Raw genomic sequence first — 18,183 nt, 5'->3', positions numbered from 1 at the left:
TTGGTCGACGTTTTCGGGTTGCTGGCTGTCACATCGGATCGCTCAGGTCAATTCAAACCCTCATCGGTAAACTCTTTTCGGCTCCAGTTTCCTCCTCCGAGACAGAGGGTGGGTTTTCCCGTAGGTCCTGTAACCAGTTGAAAGGCGACTAATCCTTGCTTAAAACAAAGTTTGAGGCTGGGAATATTGTCACAGGCCACCCGGGTGTAAACCCGGTCCAATGTATGGAGGGCCGCTTCCAGGAGAGACTCTGCAACAGCCTGTTTGCGGTACTCCGGGTGAACCACGATGAAGGATTCCTCCAGTCCGTATTTGCCAAACAGGATGAAACCGGCCAGACGTTGCCCATCCAGGGCTGCAGCCAGCCAGGTTCCCCCGGGAAAGGGATCTCCGGTCAGGCTGCGGAGCCAACGAAGGGCACGATGTGTGATCCGGCGGTCGCCGTGTCGTTTGGAGAAGCGGAGGAGCTGAGGGCGAACCCGTCGTAAGAGAGTGGGACGAATGGGAACGATTCGGATCACTGTTTATGACCTCCGAGCGTAACCACTCAAGTAGAGGGAGTATTCAATCAGGCGGCGCAAGGATTTTTGTCGGATGACCGGCTCATCAAATTTCATCGGTTTAGCATTGGCTTCAAAAAACCAGATCTTCCCGTCGGGTTCCAGCCCTAGGTCCATGGACATTTCTCCAAGGTTTTTCCCTTCTTCTTTTTCGATATGGCTGGCAATTTCCAAAGCGGTGGACTGGAGGTGTTCTGTGATGGTGGAAGCTTGATTTCCAAACAGGCTGCGGAGAACCTCTCCGATGGGAGCGATGGAGCCACCCATGGGCACATGGGTGCTGATCGCTCCCCCACCTGCCACACGAACTCCGATTCCGGTGACATCCCATTGGCCGGTCCCTTTCTTTTGTAACAACAGACGCAGATCGAAGGGGCGCCCGCGATAGCGAGCCAGCTGGATTCCCTGTTGTAGAATATATTTCCGGTTCCGGGTCAGTGCTTTCAACTTGCTTCGAAGCTTGTCGTCGCTGCTGTGAAACCTTTGTTTCCCACGTAGAGTTTGATGGATGATTTCGTAACCTCTCTCCTGCTGGCTGATCCGGATCATCCCGTTCCCGGCTTTCCCATTCACTGGCTTGAGAAACAGAGTGGAATGCTTTTTTACCATCTCATCCAGTCGGGTGCCGCCCTCCCATTCCACTGTATCGGGAAGCAGACGGCTCAATTTTTCCGAGCGACCCATGTGGAGAAACAGGGTCCACTTGTTGAAGAATGCGGGGTTAAAGAGATGAATTCCGGGCATCGTCGAGAGGATGGCCAAAGCTTTTTGTTCTGCCGGGCGCATCTCATGGCGACGAGAGGGAATCCGGTTGTACACCACATCCGGCAGCGGCAGCGTGGTGGCTACCCAGCGAGGTCCTTTGCTATGGGGGTTTAAGAGGAAGCCCTTTACGGTTTTTGCTCCCGGTCGAAGCCCCTCTGGTGTCAGGACATAGACGGTGACACCCATCCGCCGACCTGTGCGGATCAGATCGGAAAAATTGGACACATTGCCACGAAATCCACCCTCCCCTGCAGAAGTTAAGATCGCGATAAAAGGACCGGCTTGAACCTGTCCGTTTTTGTTTTTTCTTAGCTGGGCCGGCCATTTCATCTGAAGCGGGGTGGAGGTTCCAGATGAATCAATCCGCACTTTCTTTACCCACTGTGATCCCAACCGCATGGATAGGAGAGAAGGGAGGGAAGGAGAGGTGGGCTGTCCGCGGGGGATAAAGCGGAGGTGGCCTGGAGCCACCCGCAAGGGAAAAACCAGCCAGCCTGTGTGAAGAAATTTACTCAAGGGATGACCCCCTTTCTAAAATTTGGCCAGTTTCAAGCTGTAGTCCGTGATATAATGCGCTGACTGTTTTCCGGCATCCCACAGGGAGGGGTGGAGGAAAATATGGCGTCCCGGTTTGGAGTTGGCCTCAAACAACCACACTCTTTGCTGATAATCCACACCGATATCTAGACCCAGTTCCCCCAGCGGCCCTTTCACATGGCCTTCTAAGGCGTTACAGATGCGGATGGACGTCTCCTTGATCCGATTTTCCATGTCAGTTGCTTTTTCAGGGAAGGTTTTTTTCAACAATTCCGAGATGGAGAGAAGGGAGCCTCCGGTTCGACCGTGAGTTGTGACACTGCCGGCTCCTGCCACTTTGGCGCCGATTCCCGCAACGGTCCACCTGCCAGATCGATCCTTGTGCATATGGACCCGGAAGTCGACTGCACGGCCTTCATGCTTGATCAAGCGGATTCCCTGTTGGACTAAATAGCGTGAAAGTCCGTTGAGTTGCCGTCCGAAAATTTGCGTCATGAGTGGGGGCAGGGAGCGGAATTTGCGCAGGACATTGCGGTCCCCATTTCGAAATCGACAGTAATAATCGCCCTGGGGTCCCCGGGTGATCCGAAAAATCCCCAGACCGAGGCTGCCGCCACTAGGTTTGAGATAGACCATCCGATGCCGTTCCAACATGTCCTGGACGGTCTGGATGGAGGGAGAACGATGTGCTTCTGGGATACAGCCCAGGGTGAGCGGATGGTTGTAGAGTGCTTCATGGACCATCCATTTGTTGAAAAAACCTTGGTTAAAGATGGGGACCCCCATTTGTTGAAAGAGACGACGACAGGTCTGCACTTGGCTCTGTGCCTCTGCTTTTCGGTTGGGGACCCGCTCATATACCACATCCGGCAAGGGGGCCCGTTTGCGAATCCAACGGTAAACCCCACTGAGATCTTTGCGGTAGAACCACCCGTAAACCACCTGACGGGTCCAGTCAATCATTTCCGGTGTGAACACATAAAAAAAGGGACGATCCTCTCTGGAGGCAATCAGGAACTGGCGGAAAAGAGCGGAACGGGAGCCGAAGGGTGTGGAGGAAGAGCCGGTGAATCCTGTGGTCAGAATCCCGAGGACCGGTCCCAAGCGTAACTCTTTATTCCGGAAAACAGCACGGGTCTCACCGAACCACGGAAGTCGCAACTGTGTAGCCAATGACCGGGGCAGGAGGATAATCCTCCCTCGATGGCGATCCCCGAGAATGCGGGTGATCAAGCTTTTACCACCGATTCGTATTCTAATGGATTGTCCCTGTTGGCATCCCCACTCCCTCATCAGCGCCGATGATAACCAAACTCCTTGTTTGCCTGAAGGGAGGGGGTGAACCCGACAGATGATGGAGCTCATAAATACCCTCCTGTCAGCCCTTTGAACAGGGTCAAGGCATATTGGATGGGCAGTCGAACGGATTGCCGTTGAACCTCCCGATCTCCGGTTTGGAGAAAAACGCTTCTCCCAGGTTTGGAATTGGCTTCTAAAAACCAAACATTTCCTTGACGGTCGACGCCTACATCCAGACCCAGCTCCAACAGTCTTCCATGTTCTTGTTCAATCTGTATGGGAACATTTTCGGACAAATATTGAATGGATTGCAAAATATCCTTCGCCTTTTCTGGAGAGTAATTTTTGCTCAGAAATGCTTCTGTGTTCTCCGCGTGACCTCCCCCATGCAAGTTGGAAGTTAATGAACCCGGTTTGCCCGTCCGGACAGCTGTTCCTGTAGTCACCCATTTGCCTTCCCCGTTCTTTTGCACCAGGATTCGTATATCAAAGGGACGGCCGTCTATGGACTTCAGATGGAGGAAGGGCTGAATGATGTACGGAGTTTGACCGATAAATCTTCTTACCCAGTTGATCAGGGAGTTTTCGGAATGGAGGATCAGATGAAAGGGTCGGTTGGTTTTGGAACGGCCTCCTACGCGAAAAGATCGATCTTGGTCTACAATGGCGGCTACCCCCTTGCCATGGCTGCCTCCGTTGGGTTTGATCAAGACAGAAGCGTACTGTTTCATCCCTGAGATCAGATCCGCTGTGGAGGTCAGTTTTTTGGTAGGCAAGAGAAAAGGCGTCAAGAATTTGCTTTTTTGCACAATGAGGTGGGTTTGTAGCTTTCCGCTCAAAGGTTTTCCTAAAAGGTGGATAGATGGATCTCGTCGTAAACGATCGATGTATGGTTTGTAAAGCCGATAATGATGGGTGTCCGTATAATAACAGCGATCATAGATCAGATAGGGAATCGGATGACTTTCTTTTAGCCATCTGCGGACTGGTGGATGATATCTCCATGCTGTCACCCGGCGGGTTTTCCAGTTGACATTCATGGGCGGGAAGATAATCAGTTGAATTCCTGCGGAAGCTCCTTCGATCGTCAAATCCTTGAAATATCCGGTTTCGTTGAAAGGAGGGGTCTGCCCCGACAAACGGCAAGTAACGACCCCCAAAGTATAAGCCGAGGATTTCATTATCTTTTCCTCCTGGTTCGATCTGGCTGTTTCGGGAATTCTGGGTTTCCTGTTGTCAGGAACGAATCCCAACCGGTAATGTAGGAGACGTAGTCAACCAGACGGTTGACAGAAGGGCGGATCACCGTCGATGGATTGACGGTTTCATCGGTTTTGGAGGGTTTGGAGTTGAGCTCCAGCAACCAGAGTTTCCCCTGTCGATCCAGGACCAGATCCACCCCCAGCTCGGCATAGTGACCTTGGGAAAGCCGTTCAAAGGTTTCAACGATGGACAATGCCTTATTCCGGATCTGTTGGAGGGTGGGTTTGTTAACCGCTTGGACAGCGGCAAGGACCTCACCGGCTTTCCGAAGAGTTCCGCCCCGGGCGAGATTGGATACGATGTGTTGGTCATTGGCCACTCGGGCTACCGTGGAGGTGACCGACCAGACTCCTTTTCCATTCTTTTGGATCAACACCCGAAAGTCGACGGGGCGTCCATCCCACTTCACCAGATTCAATCCTTGTTGGATCAGATATGGAGATCGGGAACCTATGATTTTTTGTCGGAGATGGCGAAAGGCTTCCTCTACACGGGGAAAGACCCTTGTGACCGTACGTGTGGCCTCCGTATACTGGCAAACCCATTTTTTATCAACGGCGGTGACGCGAATGATTCCCTGCCCCAGACTGCCGTTGGTCGGCTTCAGATAGACCACATTGTGCCTGTTCAGCATGCCCCGAAGCCGTTTGGGCTTGTAGGAGTAGGTTTCAGGTAAAAGTAGACGCATGTGAACATCTTTGGCTAACAGATTGTGGACTTGTTGTTTGTTTAAAAAAGTTTCGTTAAATACGGGAATTTGGTAGGTATTCCTCAAGATCGACAGTTTTTGTTGTAATTCTCGCCGTCGTTCAATGCGACGGGAGGTGATGCGATTGTATACGGTATCCGGGAAGGGAGCTTCGGTCAGACTCCACTGTTTCCCTTGATAAGTCCATCCCCGGAGGAAGCCTTTGGATAAGCGAATCTCTTCAGGGGAAAAGACGACCAAAGCTACTCCTTTGGAAGCGCAGGCCTGGGCACACTCTTCAAGAAAGCGGGTCATCATGCCAAATCTTAATTTGTCGTTGCCTAGCACGTCTTGATTGATCAGAATCCCGAGGACAGGTCCGAAATGAAGTTTTGCGTTTCGGGTATCGTAATAGATGTTTAAGCTTTGTTGGTTGCGGATCTTTAGTTTTTCCGCCAGCCGGGAATGGATCCGGACAAGGGGAGTCTGTGTTTGGATGGTGGTAATGATGGCAGTATCTGAAGACCTGCCGAAAGTTGCCCAGATGGGGTGATTCGGAAGTTGGAGTCGATTGGCGAGTGACTGGCTGACAACCATGTTGACCTGTGGGGGGAAATACCGTTCTGACAAGACCTGGATCATGATTCTGGCATGCCCCATGTGGATCCCCTTCCGCTATAAATGACTGCTATAGGGTATGTAGGCATGTATTCGCCGGTGAATAAAAAGGGGTGTGATCGCCAATTTAGGGCAAAGGAAGTTTTTTTTCACGATTTTGTGGTATATGCATAGAGGGGGAAGGAGAGGTAGCATGAGTAGCGTAAATCCTTATGACAAGGCGTACGAACTGTCCCGGGCATTGCAAAACTCGGATGAGATGAAAGGGTTGCAGAGCGCTTGGCACCAGGCGAGCCAACATCCCGACCATCACCGAATCCTGGAACAGTACAGACAGGTGGCAGATGAGGTGCAGACCCTCCAGATGCAAGGTCGGAAACCGCGTCAGGAAATGGTGAGTGAGCTGAATCAGTTGATGAATGAGATGCAATCCGACCCCCAACTTCTTCATTACATGGAAGCCGAAGCCCGGATGGGACAATTGATGACAGATATCATGCAAATCCTGGGAAAACCGTTGCAGGAAATCTATGGGCACCGGGCGATGGATGAGCGAGATCCGAACCCACACAAAAAATAGTCGAAGTGGAGGGAATGCGATGCAAATCACATTTCATGGCCAAAGTTGTTTTGAATTCCGAGAAGCGGGGATCGGGTTAATCATCGATCCGTTTCTGGGGGGAAATCCACTGGCCCAAGCCCGGCCGGAAGAGATCGATGTGGATTACATCCTGTTGACCCACGGTCATGAGGATCATGTGGGGGATACTGTGGAGATCGCCAAGCGAACAGGTGCCACCGTGATCGCCAATAACGAATTGGCTCATTGGCTCGGGTTTCAGGGAGTGGAAAATGTTCATGCGATGCATATCGGAGGCAGTCATTCATTTGATTTCGGACAGGTGAAACTGACCCAAGCCTTTCATGGGTCGGCCCACATCGATCCCGAGAAAAAAGAGATTGTTTACTTGGGTATGCCGACGGGATGTTTGCTGACTCTGGGTGGGAAAACGATCTATCACGCCGGAGATACGAGTCTTTTTTCCGATATGAAGCTGATCGGTGAGTTGAACGATATCGATCTGGCGTTGCTGCCGATCGGGGATAACTTCACGATGGGTCCAGAGGATGCCTTGATCGCAGCGGAATGGATCGGCGCCGGAAAAACGGTACCGATGCATTATAATACCTTCCCGCTGATTGAACAGGATGCCGACCTTTTTGTCCGTCGTTTGTCGGAGAAACAACTTGACGGTCAAGTGATCCAGCCCGGAGAATCCTTCAAACTTTAAAAAATACTTATGGGATAACAAAATGTAAATTGGATGTAACTTCCCTGTAATGTCCAAGAACTAGGATTGAGTTAGGATGAAAACCCCCTAATTGGAGACGGTGCAACCCACCGCCTCTTTTTTTTGTGCATTTTTTCCCGGTGGGATCTGTATAGATAAGAATAGATGGGATAAAAGGGGGAGGCATCTTTGTTTCGTACCAAACACGAAATCGCTCTGGTAGTCGCCCTGGCACTCTTGTTGATCGCCGTGCCCCGCATTCCGGTATCGATGACTCTCCAAGGATCATCGCTGTTTGCTTTGAGTTGGTTGGCCTTTGCTTACTTGGTGATTGCGGCCAATTGGCGAATGGTCCTGCAGCTGGACCGGGAAAAGAGACAAAAGGATGAGAAGGCACGTCGCCTGCGGTGGCTGCAAGCGGAAAAACAAAAAAAATCGATGGCTGCACCCGCCACCCTCAAAAGGAAGTGGCAGAGAGCCCCCTGAGCAGGGAGCTCTCTTTTTATATGAAACCCGTTGGACGGGGGGTTTTTTGGTTTCCACTCCATGCTCATGTATAATGTGGAAGAAAGCGTCGATATAGGGCCTCTTCGGTTGTGGTATGTAAAATCATCGCAGGGCGCAGAGAGGGATTTGACTCGCCTTTGCACTCATAGGGCATTCTGTTTTTGGTCTCGCGATGCACTCAAGGGAGCAGACTTACCATTCCTGGGTCTCCCTATGCGTTTTTATAAGAGATCGGGGCCGTCCCTCCGCCCTCCTGCTCTCGATTTGCGAAAAATAGGATCAAGGTGATCTAAAGAGATAATAGAACACGGGGAAAGAAGTGAGTGCACGTGACGACAAAACACGAAAAGATTCTGGAATATATAGAAAATCTGGAGATCGGCCACAAAATCTCGGTTCGGCGAATCGCTCGGGAACTGGGTGTCAGTGAGGGAACTGCGTACCGAGCCATCAAAGATGGGGAAAATCAGGGGCTGGTCTCCACCGTGGAACGAGTGGGTACGGTTCGGATTGAAAAAAAACATCGTTCCAAAATCGAAAAACTCACCTTTGCTGAAGTGGTGAACATTGTAGACGGTCAGGTTCTCGGGGGGAGCGCTGGTCTTCATAAAACGTTGAATCGGTTTTTGATCGGTGCGATGAAATTGGAAGCGATGATCCGCTATATGGAACCCGGACAACTGATGATTGTCGGAAATCGGGATAACGCCCATCGGATCTCTCTGGAACGGGGGGCGGCTGTGCTGATCACCGGGGGATTTGACGCCACGGAGGAAGTGAAGCAGTTGGCTGACCAACTGGAGTTGCCAGTGATCTCCTGCAGTTATGATACCTTTACTGTGGCGGCGATGATCAACCGGGCGATCTATGACCGTTTGATTAAAAAAGAGATCCTACTGGTGGAGGATATGTTGAATCCGGAGCAGCCCCCTATATTTTTAAAGTTAAATGATCAGGTGGAAAACTTTCATACATCGGTTCAGGAGACAAAGCATAGCCGCTACCCTGTGGTCGACGATAAGGGTCGGTTGCACGGAATGGTGACGGCCAAAGATGTGGTGGGACATGCTTTCCATGAACGGATCGACCGGGTGATGACGAAAAATCCGATTACAGTCACCCCGAAAACATCCTTGGCCACCGCTGCCCACGAGATGGTGTGGGAAGGCATCGAATTGTTGCCAGTTGTAAATCAACAGCATCTATTACTGGGAGTGATCAGTCGTCAGGATGTGATCAAATCCCTTCAATATATGCAGAAGCAACCTCAGATGGGAGAGACGATCAATGATCTCGTGTTTCAAGGATTTGATGAGGTGAAGGGGAAAAATGGAGAGATTTCATTTCAGGGGATGGTCGTTCCTCAGATGACAGATCCACTGGGAAATCTCTCCACAGGGGTGATGACCACTCTCATCACTGAAGCGGCTCATCGCCGCCTGCGCAAGCAGCATCGCGGGGATATGGTAACAGACAACCTGACTCTGTATACATTGAAGCCGGTTCAACTGGAACGGAAGTTGCTGATCCGGCCTCAAGTGATTGAGCTGGGCAGAAAAGTGGGCAAGGTAGACGTGGAAGTGGTGGAAGATGGCCATATGGTGGCAAAGGCTCTCGTGACTGCCCAATTGATTGAGCGGTGAGCGATTTAGTTGTTTTGCTATATAAGAAATCTATGTTAATCTATTTAGGACTGGGTCATGATGACCCAGGTTTTTGTTTTTTCAAAAGCGAAATGGGGTAAAGTGAACCTATGGACAGATCCCATCCAATCAAGACATGTACAAGGGGGAGAAGATGAATAAAATTGAAGTGAAGGATCTAACGAAGATTTTTGGGCGCAATCCGGCCAAGGGTCTGGAGCTCGTGCGTCAAGGAAAGAGTAAGGAAGAAATTCTGAAGGAAACAGGAATGACCGTCGGTGTCAACCGAGCTAGTTTTTCGGTGGATGCCGGTGAGGTATTTGTGATTATGGGTTTGTCTGGCAGTGGGAAATCCACATTGGTGCGGCTTTTCAACCGGTTGATCGAACCAACGGAAGGTTCCATTCAACTGGATGGGAAAGATGTATCCCAGATGAATGCCCAGGAATTGAGGCAGATTCGTCGGACCAAGATGGGGATGGTCTTCCAACGCTTTGCTTTGTTTCCTCACAAAAGCGTGCGGGAAAATGTGGAATACGGTCTGGAAGTGCAGGAAATCCCCAAAGAGAAACGAAAAGAAAAGGCCTTGGAAGCATTGGGCTTGGTCGGCTTGGCAAATTATGTTGACAGCCGTCCCGATCAGCTCTCCGGTGGGATGCAACAACGGGTCGGCTTAGCCCGGGCATTGGCTAACGATCCGGACATCCTGTTGATGGACGAAGCCTTCAGTGCTCTAGATCCATTGATCCGTAAGGATATGCAGGATGAATTGATGGATCTTCAATCCTCCATGCAAAAAACGATTATCTTTATTACCCACGATTTGGATGAAGCTCTGCGGATCGGGGATCGGATCGCTCTGATGAAGGATGGGGAAATCGTACAAATCGGCACGCCGGAGGAGATTTTGACCAGTCCGGCTACAGAGTATGTGGAAAGATTTGTGGAAGATGTGAATCTGACCAAGGTTCTGACCGCCGGGTCGATCATGAAACGCTCTGAAGCCCTTGTCCTTGGGAAGGAAGGTCCCCGTGTAGCTCTGAAACGGATGCGGGAAGGGGGAACCTCCACCGTCATGGTTGTGGGAAGGGATCGCAAATTCATGGGGATCCTTACTGCGGAAGGCGCCAAGGAAGTGGCGGAAAATGGCAAGACGATCGAAGATGTGTTGATCACAGATGTTGTGAAGGTTCATGAAGATACGCCGGTGAGTGATCTTCTGCCGGAAATGGCGGAAAAACAATTCGCTCATCCCGCCGTGGTTGTGGACCAACAGGAGAAATTGAAGGGTGTGGTGGTTCGAGGCGTGATCTTTGCCGCACTCGCTGGAAACGGGGTGAAAACGGATGCCGATTCCCAAGGTTCCGCTTGATCAGTGGGTGGATGCGCTAGTCAACTGGTTGACGGATAACTTATCTGGGCTCTTTTCCTTTATCACTAATATCGTTGAGCCGACGGTAGGTTTTTTCCAAATGATCCTCACGGTGGCACCTCCTTTGGTAACCATCGTTTTGATCAGCGCCTTGGCCCTATGGGCAAGCCGGTGGTCGGTGGCCCTGTTCACCCTGGTGGGACTCTGCTTGGTAGAGAACCTCGGATTGTGGGATAAGAGCATAGAAACGCTGTCTCTAGTACTCACTGCATCGTTGATTTCTGTCATACTGGGAATTCCCTTAGGCATTTGGGCTGCACGCAATCAAGCGGTTCGCAACATCCTTTCTCCGGTTTTGGACTTTATGCAGACGATGCCAGCTTTTGTTTATCTGATTCCTGCAGTTTTCTTCTTTGCTCTGGGGGCTGTACCTGGAGTGATCGCTTCGGTGATTTTTTCGATGCCGCCGACGATTCGTTTGACCACTCTTGGGATTCGCCAAGTACCGGAAGATTTGATTGAAGCTGCAGATGCATTTGGCTCCACTTCAGGGCAGAAACTAATTAAAGTTCAACTCCCCTTGGCCCGGACCACGATTATGGCGGGGGTAAACCAGACGATCATGCTGTCACTGTCGATGGTTGTGATTGCCTCGATGATCGGTGCTGGCGGATTGGGTGCGATTGTGTTGCAGTCGATCAGCAGGCTGGAAGTGGGTACCGGTTTTGAAGGGGGTCTGGCTATTGTCATCATCGCCATCGTACTGGACCGGATTACCCAGAGCCTGGGCAAGGATACGCAAAAGCCCGCTTGAGGCAGGAAATGCCCTTGATTTTGAAGAAGAAGTTATATCTGATGGAATTACCCCCCTCGATCAGAGGGAACCAAGGAGTGAACTGTTTTGAAGACCCGTTGGAAGCGTGCTTTTCTCTTCGTCTCCATGTTGGCCCTTCTGTTTACGGTGGCTTGCGGTCAACAGAGTGGAGACGACAAAAAAAAGGTAACACTTGCTTACGTGAGTTGGGACTCGGAAGTAGCTAGTAACCATGTGATTCAAAAGGTATTGGAAGACCAAGGTTTCAAAGTGGAATTGAAACAGGTGGAAGCTGGCCCGATGTGGGCTGGAGTGGCCAGTGGCAGTGCGGATGCGATGGTCGCGGCCTGGTTGCCCATCACTCATGAGAGCTACTACAAGAAATTTAAAAACCAGGTGGAGGACTTAGGCCCCAACCTGAAAGGAACTCGTCTCGGTCTGGTAGTCCCTGATTATGTGGATGTGGATACCATCGCCGATCTGAATAAGAAAAAAGATGAATTTGACGGGAAAATCATTGGGATCGATGCCGGAGCGGGTGTGATGGAGTCCGCTCGCAAGGCGATCAAAGACTACAATCTGGATATGGAATTGGTAGAAGGGTCCGATGCGGCGATGGTCGCCTCTCTTAAAAAAGCGATCGACGAGAAAAAACCGATTGTGGTCACCGGATGGAGCCCTCACTGGAAATTTACCAAATTTGATTTAAAATACCTTGACGATCCCAAGAAGAGCTTCGGAGACAAGGAGAATATCCACACCGTTGTAGGTAAGAATCTGAAAAAGGATAACCCTGAAGCCTACAAAATCCTCGACCAATTCCATTGGGACGAAGAGGATATGGGCGAAGTGATGCTGGCGATCCAAGATGGCAAAAAGCCGGAGGAAGCCGCTGCTGACTGGGTGAAAAAGAATCCGGACAAAGTGAAAGAGTGGACGAAGTAATTGACAACAACAACAGCCATCCGTTCTGCGGATGGCTGTTTTACTAACCAGGTATGGAATCCGACCAGGTGACAAAAACACGGCTCTTGCTCCTACCGGATGGTATGGAGAAGAGCCGTGTTTCATGTGTCGGATTCTTTTTTGTAAAAGCGCCAGGCGCGGATGCCGTAGATCAGGTTGTAAATTCCGAGCAGACCGATCAGGATGAGTAGAACGAGGCGAAGCCAGCCTCCGCTCAGGGAGACCCCTTGCATGAGGGCGACGGAGATGAACATGATCCCCATGTGGATATTCATCTGGGCCTGGTGTTTCAACTGATCCCACCCTTGGGTCCGCCGGCCGGCGATGCTGTGGGTAAAGGTTCGAATGGCGGTGTAGATGATGACGAGGACCAGCAGCAATAAGAAGAATTGCATAGATAGAACCTCCTGTATGTATACAAAACGCTCTCCGCCAAACGGCGGAAAGCGCTGGTTTGGGGCATTAGTTGCAACGAGAGTCAACGGGACCCGGGGGGTGCTCGAGAGGTTGTTCAGCAAGGATGAACCAATATCCGATGGGTGTCTGTTCAACGATGACTGGCAGGTCCAATTGAGCTAACTCCTTCTCGATGAGGTCAGCAACTTCCTTTGTCTCCGCATAAGCGGAGAATCCGCGTTTCAACTTTTCCACCTTTGCTTTAGCCATTTGTTTTCGGCTGATGATCATATAGATCCCCCCCTTTCTTTATCTATATCATACCCTTTTTCCAGGAGTTTGGCGATTACTTCCTACCGATTGACACATTTTTTTCTTTATTTTCCTTGGCGAGAATCCAGACTTTCATCTCATCGGTACCGTTGAAGACCATGTATTTCAACCGGACCTTGATATGATGGGTCTCTTTGTCTTGCTGGATCTGCAAGAGGCGGTCTTTTAACATATTATCTACAACGTCAGGGTTATCTTTCACCCAATGAATGGGTTTCCCAAGAAAGGGTTGCAGGGTTTTTTGCACTCTTTCCCGGATCCGTTCCTCGACAAATCCATTGTCCATGTCAGATGCATCCACTTCCACGGGAATTCTGCGAATAAACTGGGGGCCTGCGTGTTTGTCCAGGTCTTTACGCAGGGTGTTGATCTCCCGTGACTTTTCGTTGTTTCTGTAAATCAGGATATTGCGCTCCAGATAGAGTGCATCCAGTTTTTGACCATAGAGAAAATTCATCCCCGATGACCCGAATAGCACGCCTAACAGAAAGGCGACCACCACTCGGAGTAGCCGGAGCCTTCTTGAAGATTTCATCTCAAATTTCTCCTTGAATCAACCACCGGATCAGAACGGTGCCGACATGAGCTCCGAAGAAGGCGCTCAGGATAAAGATCATTTGCTGAAAAGCCTGATGCAGTTCTCCACCGAGGATATGGACTTCAAAGGATTTGATGGTGTCAAAGGTTCCGCCGAGGGCGGCCACCAGAGCCCATATTTTCAATTGCTCTGCCAGACGGAGCATGGCATCCATCGGGGGATCGTTGCCGAAAAAGGCGCCTACTCCTCCTAGCACCGATCCTCCCAGAACGACGCCCATGGCGATAAAATAGTTTAATATGGTAGTTGACCAAAACTCTCCCATCCCGACACCGCCTTTGTTCCATGGGTTCCTTGCTTTCACTGTATGACAGGCTGGGCTTGTTTATGTTTGAGGGTGGGGATGGTATGTTCGCCTCCCTTGTTGCGATGGGGTATAATAGGGGGAGAAACTTTTTGTGGGCCGGGTGAAGGGAATGAAAAAATCTCCGTTTGTTCATCTTCATGTACATACGGAATACAGCTTACTCGACGGGGCGTCCCGGATCGAAGGGCTGGTGGAACGGGCGAAAGAGGCGGACTTTGATGCTTTGGCCATCACCGATCACGGGGTGATGTACGGAGTGATCCCCTTCTATAAAGCGTGCCGCAAAGCGGGGATTCGGCCGATCATCGGATGTGAGGTGTACCTCACTCCAGGCAGATTAGAGGAACGCCCCTCGCCGCGGGAAAGTCGGATGCACCATCTGCTGTTGTTGGCGGAGAATGATGAAGGATATCGCCATCTGATGAAGATCGTGACTGAGGCTCAGCTGAAGGGCTTCCATTATAAACCACGGGTGGATAAAGAGCTTCTACGCCGTCACCACCGGGGTTTGATCGCCACCAGCGCTTGTTTGGCCGGGGAGATCCCTCAGGCTATTCTGGAGGATGATTTTGACAAGGCCCGTCAGTTGATGCAGGAGTACGAGGAAATCTTTGGGCCGGGGAATTTCTTTCTCGAGTTGCAGGATCATGGGTTGCCTGACCAGCAAAAGGTGAACCGGCATCTCATCTCCCTGGGCCGGGAGGCGAATCTGCCGCTGGTAGCCACCAATGATCTGCATTATGTGGATCGGGTGGACCATGAGATGCACGATTGTCTGCTTTGTATCGGAACCAATCGTCGTCTGGACGAGGAAGATCGGTTGCGCTTTCCTTCCACCGAATTTTATTTGAAATCGGCGACGGAGATGGAGCGCTTGTTTGCCCATGTGCCGGAAGCCGTAGAGAATACCCGCCGGATCGCTGACCGTTGCCGGGTGGAGATCCCCTTGGGCGAACGGCTGCTCCCCCGATTTCCAGTGCCGGAAGGCGTAACTGCTCATGACTATCTCACGGCGCTCTGTCGTAAAGGGGTCTACAAGCGTTACGGCAAGGTGAATCGGGAGGTGGAGGAGCGGCTGGAATATGAGTTGTCCGTGATCGGGAATATGGGATTTAACGACTATTTTCTAATCGTGTGGGATTTTGTCCGATTTGCCCGGGAACAAGGGATCGCTGTCGGGCCAGGTCGGGGATCGGCGGCGGGCAGTCTGGTCTCCTATGTGTTGGGGATCACTGACGTCGATCCGATTCGGCACCATCTTCTGTTTGAACGCTTCCTTAATCCGGAACGGGTAAGCATGCCTGATATCGATATTGATTTCAACTATGAGCGCCGGGATGAAGTGATTCATTATGTCACCGGGAAATATGGGGACCACCGAGTAGCTCAGATCATCACCTTTGGCACGATGGCCCCTCGAGCGGCGGTACGGGATGTAGGCCGGGTGATGGGGATGCCTTATGCCGAGGTGGATCAAGTGGCCAAGGGGATTCCGGCAGGGCCGGGTGTCAGCCTGGATCAAGTGATGAAAAGCGGCTCTCCCTTGGAGAAAATGGTGCGGGAAAATCCCCGGGTTGCCCGCTTGATTGAAAATGTCCGCAAGGTGGAAGGTTTTCCGCGACATGCTTCTACTCATGCTGCCGGAGTCGTGATTGCCAACACGGATCTGACAGATCATGTTCCCCTGGAGCGGGGAAGCGAGGGTCTCAGCCTCACTCAGTATCCCATGGAAGCATTGGAGGAGATCGGACTCCTGAAGGCGGATTTTTTGGGTTTGCGGAATCTGACGGTGATCGAGCGCTCCATCCAATCGATCTGGGAGAGAGAGGGGGTACAGGTCGATTTTAGCCAGTCGGCTTATGATGACCCGACCACCTACCAAATGTTGTCCCAGGGGGAAACCACCGGAGTGTTTCAGATGGAGTCTCCTGGTATGCGGCGGGTCCTCCGGGAGCTGAAGCCTAATGCTTTTGAGGATCTGATCGCCGTCCTCGCTCTCTACCGTCCCGGCCCGATGGAGCAGATCCCCCGTTTTATCCGGGCCAAACATGGTCGAGAGGCGGTGGATTATCCCCATCCCGATCTGGAGCCGATTCTGAAGAACACCTATGGCATCATCGTCTACCAGGAACAGATTATGCAAATTGCCTCGAAAATGGCGGGATTTACCTTAGGGCAGGCGGATCTGTTGCGGCGGGCGGTCTCCAAGAAGAAACGGGAGGCTCTAGATGAACAGCGGGCCGCCTTTATTTCTGGTAGTGTGACCCAGGGATACAGCGAGGAGACAGGTCGCAAGGTGTATGATCTGATTCTCCGTTTTGCCGATTACGGATTCAACCGGAGCCACTCCGCAGCCTACGCCGTTCTCGCTTATCAGACGGCATTTCTGAAAGCGAATCATCCTCTTCCTTTTATGGCGGCCTTGATGACGACTGTTATGGGCAGCCAGGGGAAGATGGCGGAGTATATCGAGGATTGTCGCAAACATGGAATTCAGGTACTTCCCCCGGACATCCACGAAAGTGAACACGGATTTTCCGTGAAAGGTGGAGGCATCCGAATGGGGATGGCGACCATCAAAAATGTGGGTAGCCACGCGATCGAGTCCATTCTGCAGGAACGGAGGCAAGGGCCATTCCGGGATTTATTCGACTTCTGTCGCCGGGTGGATTTGCGCACCTGTAACCGACGGGTGATTGAATCTTTGATCCAATGCGGGGCGATGGATGATCTTCCCGGCCACCGAGCTCGCTTGCTGGCCATGTTGGACGAAGCGATGGAGCAAGGGGGGAAATATCGCAAACAACAATCCGAGAATCAGCTCCAACTCTTCGATGAGCCCCCTGAAGGATCTCGGGCCCGGTTCACCTATGATGGAGTGAAACCCTTTACTTCCCGGGAAGAGCTGGAAATGGAACGGGAGCTATTGGGACTGTATCTGTCTGGTCATCCCCTGGATCCTTTTCGGCAGATCATCACCTCCCGGGCGACTCATCGCCTGGGGGATCTGTCGGGTTGTCGGGAGGAGGAGCGGGTGACGGTTGGGGGCTTGGTCCGAGAGGTGAAGGCGATCACCACCCGCAAAGGAGAACCGATGGCCTTTGTCACCCTGGAAGATCATTCCACGCAGGTGGAGGTGGTGGTGTTTCCCCGGACTTTGCGCCAATTCCGTTCTCTTTTGCAGACCGACCAGGCGGTCTTGGTGACCGGTCGGATCAATGGTCATGAACAGGGGAACAAAGTGTTGGCGGATCGTGTGGAAGACTTGCAGTCGCTTCCAAAACCGCAATCGGAGCGGGTCCAGGAAGCCCAGGGGGAAGCGACGGTCTATATCCGGATTCCTTCAGGGAGCGAAGGGCCCGAGGTACTCGGGCGCCTGAAACGTCTCTTGCTCTCTGACAGGGGAGGAGTGCCGGTGCGGCTTTTTTATGAAGGGAGCGGGAAGCTGTTGGAGCTTCCAGTGGACAGATATGGAGTTCTTCCTTCCGATGCATTGAAAAGACAGGTGGAGGGCATACTGGGAACGCATTCTTTCCGCATGGGAGTCTCTTCCCGCACCTCAGGTGGGCGGGAATCATAGAATGTTCCATGATCGGGATGAAGAAGGTGGTACCTTTTGTTTTACCGCCATGTGGTGGAACTCCTGAACCGGAGGGGGGTCACCTTGGAGTCGATTGCAGCGATCGCTTTTTCTCTACAACATCCTTATAACGACAAATTGAAGCGGCAGGAATGTCTGGAGAGTGTGGAACACGTGTTGCGCAAGCGAGAGGTGCAAAACGCTCTGATCACCGGGGTGGCCCTGGATGAATTGGCAGAACGTCAAGAACTTCCCCCACCTTTGCAAAAGATGATGGAAGTGGACGAACCTCTGTACGGCATTGATGAAATTTTGGCTCTCTCCATCACCAACGTTTATGGAACAATCGGATTGACGGGTTTCGGCTACTTGGATAAAACCAAGCAGGGCATTCTGAGGAAACTGAACAATCACGACGGTGGCATCCACGTCTTCCTCGACGATCTAGTGGCCGGCATCGCCGCCGCGGCTTCCGCCCGCATCGCCCATGAATACCCGGATATGGATCGCTATCGGGAGGATCTCAACCTCTACGAAGAAGGACCGGTGGAGTGGTCTTGACCCCGTCAAGTAGACAATGAAAAAAGAACGGTTATGCGGCGACTTTTTCCCGATGCTCAACAGGGGAAAAGTCGCCCAATTTTT

At 51.6% G+C, this 18,183-nt stretch carries 18 protein-coding genes; 9 read left to right on the top strand and 9 right to left on the bottom strand.

Annotated features, from left to right (window positions below):
• Positions 1-47 precede the first annotated feature (47 nt).
• From JOD24_RS14025 to JOD24_RS14005, 5 genes are read right to left on the bottom strand one after another with little or no spacing between them, the layout of a single operon-like run.
• Positions 48-521 carry a GNAT family N-acetyltransferase gene (locus JOD24_RS14025; protein WP_380162975.1) on the bottom strand — a complete coding sequence of 158 codons (474 nt, stop codon included), beginning with the start codon at positions 519-521 and terminating at the stop codon, positions 48-50.
• 3 nt (positions 522-524) lie between these two features.
• The gene (locus tag JOD24_RS14020; RefSeq protein ID WP_380162976.1) at positions 525-1,841 is read right to left on the bottom strand and encodes a YheC/YheD family endospore coat-associated protein; all 1,317 of its coding nucleotides are present in this window, start codon (positions 1,839-1,841) and stop codon (positions 525-527) included.
• Between the two features lie 15 nt (positions 1,842-1,856).
• Entirely contained in the window at positions 1,857-3,227 is a 1,371-nt protein-coding gene (locus JOD24_RS14015) for a YheC/YheD family endospore coat-associated protein (RefSeq protein ID WP_380162977.1), read from the bottom strand.
• Positions 3,224-4,342, bottom strand: a complete 1,119-nt coding sequence (locus JOD24_RS14010) for a YheC/YheD family endospore coat-associated protein (RefSeq protein WP_380162978.1) — start codon at positions 4,340-4,342, stop codon at positions 3,224-3,226. The genes JOD24_RS14015 and JOD24_RS14010 overlap by 4 nt, the downstream gene beginning before the upstream one ends.
• Positions 4,342-5,772 carry a YheC/YheD family endospore coat-associated protein gene (locus tag JOD24_RS14005; protein WP_380162979.1) on the bottom strand — a complete coding sequence of 477 codons (1,431 nt, stop codon included), beginning with the start codon at positions 5,770-5,772 and terminating at the stop codon, positions 4,342-4,344. Before JOD24_RS14005 ends, JOD24_RS14010 begins: the two co-directional genes overlap by 1 nt.
• A gap of 151 nt (positions 5,773-5,923) precedes the next feature.
• On the opposite strand from JOD24_RS14005, the gene JOD24_RS14000 reads away from it, so the two are divergent.
• The 7 genes from JOD24_RS14000 to JOD24_RS13970 all read left to right on the top strand — a co-directional run bounded on the left by JOD24_RS14000 (position 5,924) and on the right by JOD24_RS13970 (position 12,303).
• Complete coding sequence (locus JOD24_RS14000) at positions 5,924-6,310, top strand: YlbF family regulator (protein ID WP_380162980.1); 387 nt, start codon at positions 5,924-5,926, stop codon at positions 6,308-6,310.
• A gap of 19 nt (positions 6,311-6,329) precedes the next feature.
• Positions 6,330-7,022 (top strand): metal-dependent hydrolase, encoded by a 693-nt coding sequence (locus tag JOD24_RS13995; protein ID WP_380162981.1) that lies wholly within the window; start codon positions 6,330-6,332, stop codon positions 7,020-7,022.
• A 189-nt stretch (positions 7,023-7,211) separates the two neighbouring features.
• The gene (locus tag JOD24_RS13990; RefSeq protein WP_429247117.1) at positions 7,212-7,508 is read left to right on the top strand and encodes a hypothetical protein; all 297 of its coding nucleotides are present in this window, start codon (positions 7,212-7,214) and stop codon (positions 7,506-7,508) included.
• Between the two features lie 350 nt (positions 7,509-7,858).
• Complete coding sequence (locus JOD24_RS13985; RefSeq protein ID WP_380162983.1) at positions 7,859-9,172, top strand: DRTGG domain-containing protein; 1,314 nt, start codon at positions 7,859-7,861, stop codon at positions 9,170-9,172.
• A gap of 154 nt (positions 9,173-9,326) precedes the next feature.
• Positions 9,327-10,544, top strand: coding sequence for a quaternary amine ABC transporter ATP-binding protein (locus JOD24_RS13980; RefSeq protein WP_380162984.1), 1,218 nt, complete (start codon positions 9,327-9,329; stop codon positions 10,542-10,544).
• Positions 10,519-11,358 (top strand): ABC transporter permease, encoded by an 840-nt coding sequence (locus tag JOD24_RS13975; protein WP_429247116.1) that lies wholly within the window; start codon positions 10,519-10,521, stop codon positions 11,356-11,358. Before JOD24_RS13980 ends, JOD24_RS13975 begins: the two co-directional genes overlap by 26 nt.
• A gap of 87 nt (positions 11,359-11,445) precedes the next feature.
• On the top strand, positions 11,446-12,303 hold the full coding sequence (locus JOD24_RS13970; protein ID WP_380162986.1) for a glycine betaine ABC transporter substrate-binding protein: 858 nt from the start codon (positions 11,446-11,448) through the stop codon (positions 12,301-12,303).
• Positions 12,304-12,425: 122 nt separating this feature from the next.
• Here JOD24_RS13970 and JOD24_RS13965 read toward each other — a convergent pair whose 3' ends face one another.
• The 4 genes from JOD24_RS13965 to JOD24_RS13950 all read right to left on the bottom strand — a co-directional run bounded on the left by JOD24_RS13965 (position 12,426) and on the right by JOD24_RS13950 (position 13,916).
• Positions 12,426-12,719 (bottom strand): YtpI family protein, encoded by a 294-nt coding sequence (locus JOD24_RS13965; RefSeq protein ID WP_380162987.1) that lies wholly within the window; start codon positions 12,717-12,719, stop codon positions 12,426-12,428.
• 67 nt (positions 12,720-12,786) lie between these two features.
• Positions 12,787-13,011, bottom strand: a complete 225-nt coding sequence (locus JOD24_RS13960; protein ID WP_380162988.1) for a YtzJ family protein — start codon at positions 13,009-13,011, stop codon at positions 12,787-12,789.
• 55 nt (positions 13,012-13,066) lie between these two features.
• Entirely contained in the window at positions 13,067-13,588 is a 522-nt protein-coding gene (locus JOD24_RS13955) for a hypothetical protein (protein ID WP_380162989.1), read from the bottom strand.
• 1 nt (position 13,589) lies between these two features.
• Positions 13,590-13,916, bottom strand: coding sequence for a YtrH family sporulation protein (locus JOD24_RS13950; protein WP_380162990.1), 327 nt, complete (start codon positions 13,914-13,916; stop codon positions 13,590-13,592).
• A gap of 151 nt (positions 13,917-14,067) precedes the next feature.
• On the opposite strand from JOD24_RS13950, the gene JOD24_RS13945 reads away from it, so the two are divergent.
• Positions 14,068-17,538, top strand: coding sequence for a DNA polymerase III subunit alpha (locus tag JOD24_RS13945; protein WP_429247134.1), 3,471 nt, complete (start codon positions 14,068-14,070; stop codon positions 17,536-17,538).
• Between the two features lie 36 nt (positions 17,539-17,574).
• A complete protein-coding gene (locus tag JOD24_RS13940) occupies positions 17,575-18,099 on the top strand; it encodes a phosphatidylglycerophosphatase A family protein (protein ID WP_429247115.1) in 525 nt (174 codons plus the stop codon).
• Positions 18,100-18,183 lie beyond the last annotated feature (84 nt).

The sequence above is a fragment of the Kroppenstedtia sanguinis genome, assembly GCF_050433445.1.
Lineage (GTDB): Bacteria > Bacillota > Bacilli > Thermoactinomycetales > DSM-45169 > Kroppenstedtia > Kroppenstedtia sanguinis.
Note: the sequence above shows the minus strand (reverse complement) of the source record. Positions and strands in the feature narration are given on the sequence as shown.

Coding starts and splice junctions, on each gene's coding strand:
- JOD24_RS14015 (WP_380162977.1), bottom strand. CDS start 3,227: ATGAGCTCCATCATCTGTCGGGTTCACCCCCTCCCTTCAGGCAAACAA.
- JOD24_RS14010 (WP_380162978.1), bottom strand. CDS start 4,342: ATGAAATCCTCGGCTTATACTTTGGGGGTCGTTACTTGCCGTTTGTCG.
- JOD24_RS14005 (WP_380162979.1), bottom strand. CDS start 5,772: ATGGGGCATGCCAGAATCATGATCCAGGTCTTGTCAGAACGGTATTTC.
- JOD24_RS14000 (WP_380162980.1), top strand. CDS start 5,924: ATGAGTAGCGTAAATCCTTATGACAAGGCGTACGAACTGTCCCGGGCA.
- JOD24_RS13995 (WP_380162981.1), top strand. CDS start 6,330: ATGCAAATCACATTTCATGGCCAAAGTTGTTTTGAATTCCGAGAAGCG.
- JOD24_RS13980 (WP_380162984.1), top strand. CDS start 9,327: ATGAATAAAATTGAAGTGAAGGATCTAACGAAGATTTTTGGGCGCAAT.
- JOD24_RS13975 (WP_429247116.1), top strand. CDS start 10,519: ATGCCGATTCCCAAGGTTCCGCTTGATCAGTGGGTGGATGCGCTAGTC.
- JOD24_RS13965 (WP_380162987.1), bottom strand. CDS start 12,719: ATGCAATTCTTCTTATTGCTGCTGGTCCTCGTCATCATCTACACCGCC.
- JOD24_RS13960 (WP_380162988.1), bottom strand. CDS start 13,011: ATGATCATCAGCCGAAAACAAATGGCTAAAGCAAAGGTGGAAAAGTTG.
- JOD24_RS13955 (WP_380162989.1), bottom strand. CDS start 13,588: ATGAAATCTTCAAGAAGGCTCCGGCTACTCCGAGTGGTGGTCGCCTTT.
- JOD24_RS13950 (WP_380162990.1), bottom strand. CDS start 13,916: ATGGGAGAGTTTTGGTCAACTACCATATTAAACTATTTTATCGCCATG.
- JOD24_RS13945 (WP_429247134.1), top strand. CDS start 14,068: ATGAAAAAATCTCCGTTTGTTCATCTTCATGTACATACGGAATACAGC.